Origin of the sequence: Mesorhizobium sp. M0808 (assembly GCF_040320025.1) — a bacterium.
Lineage (GTDB): Bacteria > Pseudomonadota > Alphaproteobacteria > Rhizobiales > Rhizobiaceae > Mesorhizobium.
Genome location: NZ_JAMYOX010000020.1, coordinates 105537 through 118998, shown reverse-complemented (window position 1 = coordinate 118998; position 13462 = coordinate 105537). Strand labels below are relative to the sequence as shown.

The following is a 13462-nucleotide window of genomic DNA, read 5'->3' as shown; positions in this document are numbered from 1 at the left end:
GGCCGATGGCCGTCCGTCACCCCTGATCGATTAAAGCCTCACCGACGCTGCCAACAAAGCTCACGCCTCAAACCCCGCGCCCCTCCCGCGAGCGGGTTCGTTCAATGGCGCAACTACGCCCTCAAGCGCGGTCGCCGGTGATGTCCGCTGTAAGGCGGTGGCACAACTAACTTTAACGGCCGACATTAGGCGCAAAGCGGCCATTTAGGCCCGGGCGGACGTCAGTCGCCTTTGGATCATGGGCGTGAATTCGCGGGGCGGACGAGCGGCCGCTTAAGATCAAAACTCGGTCGCTCGAGGTAATTGGGTTTTGACCTCAGCGATACTCGAAGATCGACCGGAAAATCCCGGGCGCTATCACCGATAGCGGATTGACCTCCAGGTTCGGCTTGTTGGCGTTGCCCTTGAGCCTGTAGGTGACGCCGATCAGGCCGCGGTCGCGGCCGTTGCCGAGCAGTGCGCCGATCAGCGGCAGTTCGCCGAAGATGCGGTTTACGCCGTAGGCCGGCATGAACGTGCCGGTCATGTCCATATTGTTGTTCTGGTCGTAGAGCGTGCCCTGGAAGGTGGTGCCGATGCGCGAGCCGCGCAGCACGCCGTTGCGCAGCTTCAGATAGCCGCTGCCCTTGTCGATTTCGCTGAAACCGCGCTCGAACTTCACCCTCGACGTGTCGAGATTGCCTTTGACCGCTTCGTTGAGGCTGCGGTTGTCGCCGGCCGGCGTCGTCGACACGATCGAGGCGAGCTTCGGCTCATTGACGATAAAGAAGTTCTTGGCGTCGACCTGGCCTTTCATCGGCCCGTCGCCGGCCCCGGTCAGCGCCAGCGTTATCGAGCCGCCTTCCATATGCTCGTAGATATTGAGGAAGCGCAGTATGGCGCCGGCGTCGGCCGACTTCATGTTGAGCGTGCGCAGGCCGCCGCCGGTCGTGTTGCTGATGGTGATGGCGGCTCCCGAACTTGCCGTGGCGCTCACCTTGAGCCCGTTCACCCGGGAGCCGGCGGCGCTGTAGTCGAGCTTCAAATTCGACAGCACCTCGTCGTGGAAGCCGGTCAGGGAACTGACGTCGGCGCTGACCGAGATCGCATCGACGCCAGTGGTCTTGGTGGCGGTGTCGACGTCGGACGTGAATTGCTTGATCAGCGAGCGTGCGTCCAGCGCGCTGCCGCTGACCTCGACCGCATAGGCCTTGCCCGACCGCTTCACCGAGACGGCGACGTCGTCGCCCCTGTTCAACGTGACCTTGCTGAACCGGGCCGAGGACAAGGCGCCGTTGACCAGCACGGCGCTGCCGTCGATGGAGAAGCTCTTGCCGTCGAGTTCGAAATTGGACAACGTCGTGGTGTCGCCGGTCTTCGCCATGGCGAAGACGACCTTGGCGGGAATGCCGGGGCCCTTGCTCCAGCCGGCCCAGGGAATGCCCAGCCTGGCATTGGTCAGGTCGGCCGACACGTTCTGGTTGCCGGTGCCACTCTTGTCGATCGCCACCTTGATGGTTCCGGAAAGCAGCGTCGACAGGCCAGGCATGGCGGTGGCGCGCGTCTTGTCGTCGAGCACCAGCGCCACTTTACGACTGCGCGGCGGGCCGCCATCCCTGAGCGGCTCGATCAGGTCGAGCTCGGCCGGAATGCCGTTGAGCAGCGCCTTCGCCGAGATCACCGCCCGGTCGGGCGCGACGGTGATCGAGCCATCGGCATGGCTGACCGTCTGGCCCTCGAACGGCTTGCCCAGCGACAGGTCCTTGTAGTCGAGCGCCACCAGCCAATCGAGTTTGGAAGAGTCGACACCGGACTGCAGGGGAATATCGGCCTTGACGTGGCCGGTCACCGTGCCGGACAGGTCGTCCGGCAGCAGGCCAACATGGCGCATGGCGTTGATCGGGTCAAAGGATGCCAGCTCGGCGATTGCCGGCGCCTCGCCGGCGACATCGATGTCGAGCGCGCCGATCACCGGCGGATGGTTCGCCGCCTTGACGGTGAGCGTGCCGTTGCTCGCCGCCACCGTGCGGCCGCTCGGCATATAGACGCTGCCCGACGACAGCGCGACGTCGACGTCATTGCCGTGGAAGCCGACGACGCCAACGGCATCGCGGATCGGCGGAATGCGGCCGGCCGTGTCGAAGCGCGATCCTTCGACCTGGAATCGGCCGAACACTTCATCGGCGGAAAGCGGCACGCCGTTGCCGAGCCGTCCGGGCACGACCTGGAACTGCAGGCTGCCATCGACGACGCGGCCGCCGAACAGGTTCTTAAGCACCCACAGCCTGGCATTGCGCGCCGAAAACCATGGCCATAATTGCTTGACGTGCGAGACCGGCATGTCGTGGACATTGAGCGCCACCGATATGCCCGGCGCCTGGTTGGCGACGAATGAAACCGAAGCCGTGCCCAGCACTTCGCTGCCCGGTCCGGACCGGACGCCGATCTGCTCGGCGACCAGCTTTTGGCTCGTCGGCTGGTAGACGCCGGCGATACGGGCAATGAAGCTGAGTGCCGGCTCCGGCGAATCGGAAGGCGCCAGGGTCGAACCGTCGCTGGTCAGGTCGTAACGATAGGATGGCTCCTCGCCCGCTGCGCCGGTAGCCGGCTTCGGCCCGATCGAACCGGCGAAATCGAAGGTCGAGCGGCCGGTTTTCACCAGCAAACTGTCGACCTGGATTTTGTTCGACCCGGCGACGAGTGTTGCATCGAGATCGATGTCGGCCGGAAGCAGGCCGCGCGAACCGAGATCGAGCACCGATCCGGTCAGTGACAGGGCAGCGGTCAGCCGCGAACCGTTGTCGCCGGTCCCTTCCGACCCCGCCAGCTTCAAGGCGATCGCACCCAATTTGCCACCTGCCGCAGTGTCGGCATCCGCTGCCTGGATGCTGGCGTCCAGCGTGGTGATGCGTCGCGTCGCCGGATCGCGGGTGGCGGAAGCGGCGATGGTAAGCGCCCTGCCGTCGACATCCGCGTCGGATGAAAACTCCATGCTTCCTGGTCCCGACTGCGAGACGGAGGCGTCGGCGATGGTGACCGACTTGACCGATCCGGTCTCGGGCAGTGCCAGCTCGACGTTGCGCAGATCGATCTGGCGCACCGAATCCTCGCGCACCGCATCGAGCGCGCGGTTGAGGTTGGCGAAGACGGCGGCGGAAAGTTTTTCCGGATCGATGAGGCCGTCCTGGTTGCGCAGCTCGGCCGTCCAGTCGCCACCGGACGGCATTGCCGCCATGACGATGTGCGCGTCGGAAATCCGGGCGCTGGTCAGCCGTACCTCGCCCGAAAGCAACGGGATCAGCCGGATGCCGAAGCGGACCCGGCCTGCATCGGCCATTGGTTTTCCGTCGGCGGTCTTGAGGCTGACGTCGCTGACCTGCAGCGCAATGAAGCTCGACCCGTCAAGCGTCAGCCGTGCCGGCCCGACGGCAACGTCGACATCGAAGCCGGCCAATTTCTCGATTGCCGTTTCGGCTTCCGCGCGAAGCCGCTCCGAGCCGAAGCCGGACACGCCGATCGCATAGACGCCGGCGGCAGCCAGCAGCACAAGGGCGACAAGGCCGGCAAACAGCCGCGCCATCAAACGGACGCCGCGACCGATCGACGCCTGGCCGAGCGGCGGGACGCGGCACGCGGACGGAAAGGTTCCTAGGTCGGTGATCTCGTCACGCCTGAACCTGATCTTCTCGTGCTGCGGTAGCTCCTGATCCACGCAATCTTCCGTTGAAACGAATTCGATCGTGGACGAATCCCCGCTCGACATTATATCGATGCAGCCTGGCGCGTAACCTCAAACAAGGGCATCGATATGGCTGACCTCGACGTGGGCGATGTTGCGCCGCAATTCGATCTTCCGCGCGACGGCGGCGGTTCACTCAGCCTCGCCGCATTGCTGGGAAAACCCATCGTACTCTATTTCTACCCACAGGACGACACCACAAGCTGCACCAACGAGGCGATCGGCTTTTCGCAGTTGAAGCCGGAGTTGGAAAAGGCCGGCGCTGTCGTCATCGGGCTCTCGCCGGACAGCGTCAAGAAACACGACAAATTCAAGGCGAAATACGACCTGAGCGTCGACCTTGTCGCCGACGAAGAGCGCAAAGTGATCGAGGCTTATCGTTTGTGGGTGGAAAAGAAGCTCTACGGCCGCACCTATATGGGCGTCGAGCGGGCGACGTTCCTGATCGGCCGCGACGGACGCATCGCCAGGATCTGGCGCAACGTCCGCGTCAAGGGGCACGCCGAAGAAGTGCTGGAGGCGGTTCGCGCCCTTTGAGAGCTGCGCCAGGCCGCTGCAATTCGATGCCCGTTTTGCGCGAAGACCTTTGGCTGTCGTTCGATCCGGCAAAACTTTGTTAACCCTAATAATGTGTAATCAGGCTTGTCGTTGGTGTCGTAACGAAAGCTTGGTCCCGTGAACGTAGCCGGTCAGTCAGCGGTCTTCGGCAGACGCAAAGAGCCCCACACGGTCATCATCGCCCGGGGCGACCAGATAAGGCATTTCACCATACGCCCGTGGCTTGCGGCATTTTGCGGCTCGGCGCTGGCGGCGATCGTCATTGGCTACCTGCTGGCGACCTCCTATCTGGTGCTGCGCGACGATCTGATCGGCGCCACGACGGCGCGGCAGGCGCGCATGCAGCAGGCCTACGAAGACCGCATCTCGGCACTGCGCAGCCAGGTCGACCGCATCACCAGCCGCCAGCTACTCGATCAGCAACTGATGGAAACCAAGGTCAGCGAGCTGCTGGAACGGCAGAGCCAGCTCAGCCTGCGTCACGGCCGCCTCGGCCCGATCCTCGAACGAGCCGAAAACGAGGTCGCAACGCCCGCGCCAGCGGCAAAGCCGGACGAACATGCCGACGCGACCGGCAGCATCCAGCCGACGGCGTATACTGTCGCCAGCCTTGCCGCCCCCCTTGCCGCTCCTGTGGGCGTTGACGACACCAGGCCGTTCTCGCTGTGGTCGACCCGCGCCGATCCGCTGCCGAGCGAAAGCGCGGCCGACCGGGCAGACAAGCTCTTCGTTTCGATCAACAACTCGCTGAAGGCCATCGAGAGCCAGCAGCTCACTCGCATCGCCACACTGGCCGACAATGCCTACAAGAGCGCCGACGCGATCTCACAGGCGCTCGAGGCCGCCGGCCTGCCGGTCGACAGCGAATTCGAAAAGAGCGACGTCGGTGGCCCGCTGATACCACTCGACAGCTCGTTGGTCTTCGACAGCAAGGTCAAGGAGTTGGACGAGGCTCTTGACGCGCTGGATCATCTTAAAAAGGAAGCGCGCCGGCTGCCGCTCGCCAACCCCGCCCCCGGCCGCAGCGTTACCAGCCCGTTCGGCGTGCGCACCGACCCCATCCTCGGCACGGCCGCCTTGCATTCCGGCATGGATTTCAGGGCGCCGATCGGTATGCCAGCCAAGGTCACGGCAGCCGGCTTGGTCGTCAAGGCCGGCTGGAACGGCGGCTACGGCCGCATGATCGAGGTCGACCACGGCAACGGTTTTGTGACGCGTTACGGGCATCTCAGCGAAATCGACGTCGCCGTCGGCCAGAAGCTCGATGCCGGAGACATCATCGGCAAGACCGGCAACAGCGGCCGCTCAACCGGCCCGCATCTGCATTACGAGGTCCGCCACAACGGCGAGGCAATCGACCCGCTACGGTTTTTGACCGTCGGCAAGAAGGTCGAGCGGTATCTGTAGAGCCGGCGATTCATTCGGCGTGAAGCCTGGCGCGCGGCCAACCGCCCGCCAGGCAATATCAAAGATAGATCGCTTTCAGCCCTCAGCAGCAGCCATGAACGCGCCGAGCCGCCGGTTGAACGGCTCACCGGTCTGCTGAACGCTGTGCCCCGCGCCGGCGATCACGGCACGATCGGCACCAAGCACGTTTTCGAGCACGTCGCAGACGGCGTCGAATGCTGCGCTGTGCCCGCCGGATACCACCAGTTTCGGGAACGGCGCATCGGCAAGTTGCCGAAGCGGAATTTCGGCCTCCCATGGCCCGCGTTCGACGACGAGCATGGCCGCGCCTTGCGCGAGCGGGAGCGGCAGCGGGTCTGGCAATTGTATCGCCGAGCCGACCAGATGGAGGAACTGGCGCAAGAAAAGCGCGGGATCGTCGCGGGGTCCGCTTTGCCAGTGGGTCTTCAGGCGCGTCACGAGTTCATTCACGGCAACATCCCCGCGCGCAAGGTCAAAGGCCGGCGGCTCGATCACCGTGAGCGAACGGATCGCTCGCGGGCGCATCGCTGCTGCAAGAAGAGAGATGACGCCGCCATAGGAATGCCCGACCAGATGGACGCGGCTTTCGTCCCAGAGGTCATGCGTCCGATCGAGGAATCCGGCGACCAGTCCGGCGTCGACGACGAAATCCTCGCGTTCGGCAGGGGAACTTGATCCGTATCCGGGCCGGTCGATCACAACCAGCTTCCAGCGCTCCGCAAGCGGTTGCTGCGCGGACCATGTCATCATGCCGTTCGTGACGCTGCCGTGGACGAACAGAACCGGCGGCCCGTCGCCCCGCACCTCATAGCCGAGATCAATCCCGTCGAGGGTCAGCTTCGGCATCGCATCTCCTCCCGCAGACCGGCGAGAGGAAGTATGCTCCCTGCAACGGAAAGGCGCAACGAACTCCGATCCCTGGCCGGCTCACAGGCGGGTTCCGAAATGTGCTTCAGGGCGCTGATCGGATTGCCGGCCAACGTCATGCCTGGCTCCCGTCCAGCCGGTGGCGCTTCATACTGGAAAATTGCCAGAGTTGGCCCATCCGCCGGCGGGCGCGAATTCGCCGGCGTTAGAAGGACCTTGGCCACAGGCGAATTATTTTTGAATTCCATTTGACTGAATAAATCTTCAGTGCCAGTCTGGCCTCTCTCGAGGGCACAAGGCATGGCACTGCGGGGAACCAATCAGGAGTTCGGGCGGCCGTATAACCGGCGCATCGTGCTCGAATCCATCCGCCTTCACGGACCGATCGCCCGCGGCGACATTGCCAGGCGGGTCGGGCTCACCGTGCAGACGGTGTCTACCATCGTTCGCGAGCTGGAAGAGCACGGTTACGTGTTGTCGCTGCGCGAAGAGCCCAAGGGACGCGGCCTGCCACCGGCAACGCTGCGCATCAATCCGGAAGGCGGCTATGCCGTCGGCATCCACGTCACCCCGCTGGGCATCAATGCCGCCCTGATCAACCTAAGCGGCGATGTTATCGAGAGCACCTACCGCGAAGCCCCAAATGCAACGCCCGACCACGCTTTCGAGCTGATCGGCGCCATGGTGCTCGAATTGACGGCATTGCGGCCCGGTGGCCGCGTTCTCGGCATCGGCATGGCGCTGCCCGGACCGTTCGGCGTGGAGTCCATGAGCTTTGTCGGGCCGACCACCATGACCGGCTGGAAGGATGTGGCGCTGCGCGAGCGGCTGGCCGCCTCGACCGGACTGCCGGCCTTTTTCGAAACCGATATGGCGGCGGCTGCTATCGGCGAGCGCCTCTACGGCCTCGGAACGGCATATTCCGAGTATTACTATCTTTATTTCGGCGTCGGTCTCGGCGGCGTCATGGTGCATGACGGGGCGGCATTGCGCGGCGCCTGGGGAAACGCCGGTGAAATCGGCCACATTCCCGCGGTGCCGGGCGGCGAGCCCTGCCCGTGCGGCAATCGCGGCTGCCTCGAACGGTATCTCTCGCTCGAGGCGCTGCGGCGCCGCAACATCGCCGACGCCGAGTGGGTGAGCGAAATTGCGCCGATCTTCCGCAACGCCGTCACCATCATCGAAAACCTGTTCGATCCCGAAACCATCATCCTCGGCGGGCTTGCCTCCACCGACCTGCTCGAAAGGCTTGCCGGCGCGGCCGCGCACCTGCCCAATTCGGTCTCGGCGCGAAGCGACCGCGCGACCCCCCGCGTCCGCGTCGCGCGCGGCGGCCAGCATGCAGTGTTGCGCGGCGCCGCCGCGCTTGCCGTCTCAGGAGTGCTTTCGCCACGCTTCGGCCAGATCTTCACCGCCGAGCGCGAACGCGGACGAGATCTCTTGCATAACAAGGGGATCGCAGCATGAGCGAACCGCTGCTGGTGCTCGACAACGTAGCCAAGAATTACGGCGCCATCGAAGCGCTGAAAGGCATCAGCTTTTCGATCGACAAGGGCGAAGTGGTGGCGCTTCTGGGCGACAACGGCGCCGGCAAATCGACGCTGGTCAAGATCATTGCCGGCGGCCTGGAGCCGACCTCCGGCCGCATGCTGTTCGAAGGCAAGGAATTCCTCGCCAAATCCCCCGCCGAGGCCAAGGCCGCGGGGATCGAGACGGTCTACCAGGACCTGTCGCTTTGCACCAATGTCGACGTGGTCGCCAATTTCTTCATGGGCCGCGAGATCACCAGGAAGGTTCTCGGCATTCCGGTGCTCGACGAGCGCGCCATGGAGCAGGTGGTGCAAAAGGCGCTGGCCAGCGCCGGCACCCGCATTCCCTCGCTTCGCACCAATGTCGAGCACCTCTCCGGCGGTCAGCGGCAGGCCATCGAGCTCAACCGGTTCGTGCATTTTGGCGGCAAGCTGGTGCTTCTCGACGAGCCGTTCGCAGCGCTTGGCGTCCAACAGACGCGGCGCGGCCTCGACATGATCCGCCAGGTGGCGAGCCAGGGGATCGGTGTCGTCATCATCACCCATATCATGCAACAGGCCTTCCAGGTCGCCGACCGGATCGTGGTGATCCGGCAAGGCGTCGTGGCGGGCGACGTCGCACGCAACAAAACAAGTCCCGACGCGGTGATCAACATGATCACCGGAGAGACGCTCGCCGGTGCCGGACCGGCGAGCTGAGGGACAAATGAGGGGTCCGGCGCAAGAGGAGCGAACGACATGAAGAAAATACTTCTTTCCGTCTTCGGTATCCTGGCACTGGCCTTTGCCACGCTCACGCCGGCATTCGCCCAGTCCAAGGGCACCGTCTACTACATGGTGCCGACATTGCTCGATGAGTTCCAGACCGGCTCGGTGAGCGCGCTGGAATTGTTCCTGAAGCAGGTCGGCTACGAGATGAAGACGCTGAACGCCGACAACAAGACCGACGCTCAGCAATCGCAGATGAACGACGTCATCGCGCTGAAGCCGTCGGCGATCATTCTTGCCGCCGTCGATTTCAATGCGCTGAAACCGTCGATCGAGGCCGCCCGCGCCGCCGGCATCCCGGTCGTCGAGTTCGACCGCCAGATCACCTCGACCCCGTCCGACTTCACCTCGGTGGCCGGAACCGTCGAGATCGGCTACGTCGCCGCCGATCAGGCGCAAAAGCTCCTGACCGCGAAAAACGGCTCGGTGAAGGGCAAGATCCTGCAGGTGCTCGGCGATCCGGGCGACCCCTACACGCTCGATATCCAGAAGGGTTTCGAGGAGAAGATGAAGGCGTTCCCGGACGTCAAGATCATCTCGCTGCCGGCCATGCAATGGGCGGCGGATGCGGCCGGGACCATCGTGAACGACCAGCTGCTCGCCAACCCCGACATCGACCTGATCTTCAGCCATGCCGCGCATCTTTCGGTCGCTGCCGTCGCCTCGCTCGAGGCCGCCGGCAAGAAACCGGGCGACGTCATGCTGATGAGCTCGAACGGTGCTCCGGTCGGCCTCGACCTGATCCGCAAGGGCTGGCTCAATGTCGAGGTCGAGCAGCCGCTCTACGCCCAGGCTGCGGCGGTCGCGATGTTCATGGACAAGGTGGTCAACAAGCAGGAGATCAAGCCAGGCGAATATGATGTGCTTGGCCTGAAATCAACCCTGACCAAGGAAGCGTGGGGACCGAACATCAAGATCCCCGGCGCTGCGATCACCAAGGAAAATGTCGATAACCCGGCGTTCTGGGGCAACATGAAGCCGCCGACCGAAACCATAAAGCCGGTCGAATAGCGAACTCGCCAGAAGCTCCGGGCCATGCCGGCCCGGAGCCCAGCCCTGCAGCCCGGGTGCGTTCAAACGGACGCGCGCGGGAATGCTGCAGCAATTTTCAACCACGCCTGATAGTCCGAAAACCGAGTGGTTTTTCGGGGTCGGCGCCAACCGGATCCTGAGATGAACCCCCGCACGCGCCAAACCCTCGAGCTCATCCTCGACAATCTTGTCTGGTTCATGCTGGTCTTCGTGCTGGTGGTCTTTTCCATCCTTATCCCGAACTACTTCCAACTCGGTATCTTCGCCAACATCATCGAGGCGTCGAGCGTGCTCGGCGTGATGTCGATCGGCCTGGCGCTGGTCATCATCGCCGGCCACATGGACCTGTCGGTCGAATCGGTGGCGGCGCTCAGCGCCATGGCGGTCGGCATCCTGTTCTGCTCGTCCGGCATCGGCCTTGGCATCCAGTTGCAGCCGCAATGGCTGATGGTTCCGGTTTCGCTGCTCATCGCGCTTGCCGTCGGCGGCCTCATCGGCGCCTTCAATGGCTACCTAGTGGTCAGGGTCAAGATGAGCGCCTTCATCATCACCCTGGCATCTTACATCTGGGTGCGCGGCCTGGTGCTGGTTATCTCCGGCGGCCGCTCGGCGCAGGACCTTGCGCCGGCAATCCGCTGGTTCGGCATCCAGCGTCTGGGCGGCCTGCCGCTGACTGCCTGGATCGCCATTGCGTGCTTCGTGGTGTTCTCGCTGATCATGGCCAAGACGCCCTTCGGCCGGCACCTGGTCATGATCGGCGGCAACGAGACGGCGACCTTTCGCGCCGGCATCCGCGTCAACCGCAACCTGGTCATAGCCTTCGTTCTCGCCGGCGCCATCGCCGGCCTTGCCGGCTGGCTGCTGGCGATCCGCACCTCCGGCGCGACAGCTAATCTCGGGGTCGGCCTGTTGTTCAATGCCTTCGCCGCGGTCGTCATCGGCGGCGTCAGCCTGAAGGGCGGCGTCGGCACCTTGCCCGGCGTCTATGCCGGCGTGCTGCTGCTCTCGGCCATCAACACGGCGATCAATTTGATGGGCCTGCCGGCCAACTTCACCCAGGTGATCCACGGCCTGCTGGTGCTCGCCGCCGTGCTCCTCGATGCGTTCAAGCAAACCATCCGCCAGAGGCTCGCATGACCGGCCGTCTGGAAGATAAGGTCGCGCTGATCGTTGGAAGTGCGCGCGGGATCGGCAAGGGCATCGCACAGCGTTTTGCCGAAGAGGGCGCGACGCTTGTCCTGGCCGATACCGAGGCCGAGGCCGGGCAAGCGACTGCGGACGAGCTCGGTGTCGCCTTCATTCGCACCGACATCTCGCAGATGGCTGATGCCGAGGCTGCTGTTGCACTGGCGCTCGACCGTCACGGCCGGCTCGACATCATGGTTCAGAATGCCGGGATCTATCCCTGGCAATTGCTGGAAAACACCAGTCCCGACGACTGGGACCGGGTCATGGCGGTAAACTTGCGCGGCAGCTTCATCGCCGCACGCGCCGCACTTGTGCCAATGAAGGCACAGCATTTTGGCCGCATGCTGTTCACCTCCTCGATCACCGGCCCGCACGTCACCAGCCCCGGCCACGGCCACTATTCGGCGACCAAGGCCGGCATCAACGGCCTCATCCGTTCGGCGGCTCTCGAATTCTCGGGGTACGGCATCACCGTGAACGGCGTCGAGCCCGGCAATATCCTCACCGAAGGCATAGAGCAGCATCGCGGTGCGGCCTTCATCAAGAACATGGAAGACGCCATCCCGCTCGGCCGTCTCGGCAGCCCTCGCGATGTGGCCAATGCCTTCCTGTTCCTGGCCTCTGACGATGCCAGCTACATCACCGGCACGACCATCATCGTCGACGGCGGGCAGCTTTTGCCCGAGGGCAAGGATTTCCGGCTGCTGCCGCCATGATCCTCGATTTCGGCGGCGGTTTCTTCCTGCGCCGGGCGACCACCGCCGATCATGCAGCGCTTGCGATGATCTGTCTCAAGACCGGCGATGCCGGCAAGGACGCCAGCGGCCGCGAGGACGACCCGGACCTGCTCGGCCTCCTCTACACCATTCCCTACCAGGTGCTCGAACCCGAGCTGGCCTTCATTATCGATAGTCCCGCAGGTGCGGCCGGCTACCTGCTTGGCGCGGCCGATACGGGCGCTTTCAATGCCAGCCTGGCATCAGACTGGTATCCCGACCTTCAGCGGCGCGTGGCAGACCCGGGACCCGACAGCTCTCGCTGGCGCGGCAGCGACTGGGCGCGGCATCGGGTCCATCATCCCGATTTCGCTGTTCCGCCTGCGCTGACCGCCTATCCGTCGCATGGCCATATCGACCTGTTGCCGCAAGCGCGCGGGAAAGGCATCGGCCGGCGCGCGATGGCCTTCCTCGAGCAGGGGCTTGCCGCGAGCGGCTCGACCGGCATCCACCTCGAAGTCATGCCGGAGAACGATGGTGCGCTAAGGTTCTACAAGGCGATTGGATTTGAGGTGGTGCAGGACGCTGATTCATCGAAGCGTTGTGTTTATGTGGCGAAACGGATTGCTCACGCTCCGGCGATTGCAGGCTGATCTGCGACAAGCCAATCGCACAAGTTGCAAAGAACCGGGAGGCCTATGGAAGTACAATGCTGCCGTTCTGCAGCAGCCAGTTGCCCCGCGTGAACACCTTTGCCGCGGGAACGAAACCTTCGTCGCGTGCTCCACCGCAGACACGAAAGTCACCAGCATCAACACGGTGCGGGGTTAATTCGAGTGTTGGCGGAGCGTCTACTAGTTCAGTATGGGCGGCAGGGGAACATCCGCGACCGTTCCCCCGGCCACAATCGAGAGCACATAAAGCAGATAAATGGCTAATACCAACAGGGCGAGGAATGAACCGCTGGCAAAGACTCCTGCAACCGCGGCGTCGGGATAAGCTTCGACTTGTTCTTTCTTGAAGGTGTCTTCTTCGTTACGGGTAGTCTTCACAACCCGTTCGCCTGGAAGCCGGTTTTTTTCAGCTTCCTTCGATATCTTATCCGCGAGATCTCCTGCGATCACGGGATCGTCCGGAAGATGACTCGCAAGCCATCCAGGAATATTTTTGCTCCCGCCCATGCCCATACGCAATTGAGATACTGTAAGTTGTAGCTTTCGGCAATCGTTTCCCTCATGAGAGGCAAGCAGATCAGACTTAAGTCCCTGCGGAAAGACAGTTTGAATCAGACCAAAGTCCGAGTAGCACAGTGGTCGGATGCGTCTCCCCTGGGCGATCAGCTTGAGCGGTGTAGCCCAAACTGAACACATCGAGGAAAATGGTGGGCGATGACGGGCTCGAACCGCCGACATCTTCGGTGTAAACGAAGCGCTCTACCAACTGAGCTAATCGCCCGCCCCGGGCCGGACCTTTAAGCAGTTAAGACCGGCTTCGCAAGGCCAAATGAGCGGCGAGTGGCTTGGCCGGGAGCCGGTTTCGGCAACAAAGTTCGGCTTGTCAAAAAACCTTCTCCTGTTTGCCGTTATGCTGTCCGGGTCCGCTTGACACCCGGTGGCTTACCCCTTATCCACCGCCCCAACGACGAACACGGCTGACAC

Annotated in this window: 11 protein-coding genes and 1 tRNA gene; 8 read left to right on the top strand and 4 right to left on the bottom strand. The window is 63.5% G+C overall.

Features of this window, described 5'->3' with window-relative positions; genetic code table 11:
• Positions 1–316: 316 nt before the first annotated feature.
• Positions 317–3691, bottom strand: coding sequence for a hypothetical protein (locus NKI25_RS22005; RefSeq protein ID WP_352999349.1), 3375 nt, complete (start codon positions 3689–3691; stop codon positions 317–319).
• A gap of 96 nt (positions 3692–3787) precedes the next feature.
• Here NKI25_RS22005 and NKI25_RS22000 point away from each other — a divergent pair, with 96 nt between their 5' ends.
• Together NKI25_RS22000 and NKI25_RS21995 are read left to right on the top strand one after the other, a co-directional pair.
• Positions 3788–4255: a peroxiredoxin gene (locus NKI25_RS22000; RefSeq protein ID WP_352999347.1), complete on the top strand. Its 468-nt coding sequence runs from the start codon at positions 3788–3790 to the stop codon at positions 4253–4255.
• 138 nt (positions 4256–4393) lie between these two features.
• A complete protein-coding gene (locus tag NKI25_RS21995; protein WP_352999345.1) occupies positions 4394–5683 on the top strand; it encodes a M23 family metallopeptidase in 1290 nt (429 codons plus the stop codon).
• 75 nt (positions 5684–5758) lie between these two features.
• Here NKI25_RS21995 and NKI25_RS21990 read toward each other — a convergent pair whose 3' ends face one another.
• The gene (locus tag NKI25_RS21990) at positions 5759–6550 is read right to left on the bottom strand and encodes an alpha/beta fold hydrolase (protein WP_023674672.1); all 792 of its coding nucleotides are present in this window, start codon (positions 6548–6550) and stop codon (positions 5759–5761) included.
• 321 nt (positions 6551–6871) lie between these two features.
• Between NKI25_RS21990 and NKI25_RS21985 the strand changes: the two genes are divergently transcribed.
• The 6 genes from NKI25_RS21985 to NKI25_RS21960 all read left to right on the top strand — a co-directional run bounded on the left by NKI25_RS21985 (position 6872) and on the right by NKI25_RS21960 (position 12457).
• Complete coding sequence (locus tag NKI25_RS21985) at positions 6872–8038, top strand: ROK family transcriptional regulator (protein WP_352571436.1); 1167 nt, start codon at positions 6872–6874, stop codon at positions 8036–8038.
• Complete coding sequence (locus tag NKI25_RS21980) at positions 8035–8799, top strand: ATP-binding cassette domain-containing protein (RefSeq protein WP_352622779.1); 765 nt, start codon at positions 8035–8037, stop codon at positions 8797–8799. Before NKI25_RS21985 ends, NKI25_RS21980 begins: the two co-directional genes overlap by 4 nt.
• Before the next feature lie 39 nt (positions 8800–8838).
• On the top strand, positions 8839–9879 hold the full coding sequence (locus NKI25_RS21975) for a sugar ABC transporter substrate-binding protein (RefSeq protein WP_352571438.1): 1041 nt from the start codon (positions 8839–8841) through the stop codon (positions 9877–9879).
• Between the two features lie 162 nt (positions 9880–10041).
• Positions 10042–11037, top strand: coding sequence for an ABC transporter permease (locus NKI25_RS21970; protein WP_352999343.1), 996 nt, complete (start codon positions 10042–10044; stop codon positions 11035–11037).
• Positions 11034–11804, top strand: a complete 771-nt coding sequence (locus tag NKI25_RS21965) for an SDR family NAD(P)-dependent oxidoreductase (RefSeq protein ID WP_352999341.1) — start codon at positions 11034–11036, stop codon at positions 11802–11804. Before NKI25_RS21970 ends, NKI25_RS21965 begins: the two co-directional genes overlap by 4 nt.
• Complete coding sequence (locus NKI25_RS21960; RefSeq protein WP_352857709.1) at positions 11801–12457, top strand: GNAT family N-acetyltransferase; 657 nt, start codon at positions 11801–11803, stop codon at positions 12455–12457. The genes NKI25_RS21965 and NKI25_RS21960 overlap by 4 nt, the downstream gene beginning before the upstream one ends.
• Positions 12458–12658: 201 nt before the next feature.
• Here the strand turns inward: NKI25_RS21960 and NKI25_RS21955 are convergent, their stop codons facing one another.
• Both NKI25_RS21955 and NKI25_RS21950 read right to left on the bottom strand, forming a co-directional pair.
• On the bottom strand, positions 12659–12985 hold the full coding sequence (locus tag NKI25_RS21955; protein WP_352999338.1) for a hypothetical protein: 327 nt from the start codon (positions 12983–12985) through the stop codon (positions 12659–12661).
• 198 nt (positions 12986–13183) lie between these two features.
• A tRNA-Val gene (locus tag NKI25_RS21950) sits at positions 13184–13259 on the bottom strand.
• Positions 13260–13462: the final 203 nt, after the last annotated feature.

What these genes read in the sequence shown, in the direction of transcription:
- NKI25_RS21985 (WP_352571436.1), top strand. Translation starts at nt 6,872, where the DNA reads ATGGCACTGCGGGGAACCAATCAGGAGTTCGGGCGGCCGTATAACCGG.
- NKI25_RS21970 (WP_352999343.1), top strand. Translation starts at nt 10,042, where the DNA reads ATGAACCCCCGCACGCGCCAAACCCTCGAGCTCATCCTCGACAATCTT.
- NKI25_RS21990 (WP_023674672.1), bottom strand. Translation starts at nt 6,550, where the DNA reads ATGCCGAAGCTGACCCTCGACGGGATTGATCTCGGCTATGAGGTGCGG.
- NKI25_RS21980 (WP_352622779.1), top strand. Translation starts at nt 8,035, where the DNA reads ATGAGCGAACCGCTGCTGGTGCTCGACAACGTAGCCAAGAATTACGGC.
- NKI25_RS21960 (WP_352857709.1), top strand. Translation starts at nt 11,801, where the DNA reads ATGATCCTCGATTTCGGCGGCGGTTTCTTCCTGCGCCGGGCGACCACC.
- NKI25_RS21955 (WP_352999338.1), bottom strand. Translation starts at nt 12,985, where the DNA reads ATGGGCGGGAGCAAAAATATTCCTGGATGGCTTGCGAGTCATCTTCCG.
- NKI25_RS22000 (WP_352999347.1), top strand. Translation starts at nt 3,788, where the DNA reads ATGGCTGACCTCGACGTGGGCGATGTTGCGCCGCAATTCGATCTTCCG.
- NKI25_RS21975 (WP_352571438.1), top strand. Translation starts at nt 8,839, where the DNA reads ATGAAGAAAATACTTCTTTCCGTCTTCGGTATCCTGGCACTGGCCTTT.
- NKI25_RS21965 (WP_352999341.1), top strand. Translation starts at nt 11,034, where the DNA reads ATGACCGGCCGTCTGGAAGATAAGGTCGCGCTGATCGTTGGAAGTGCG.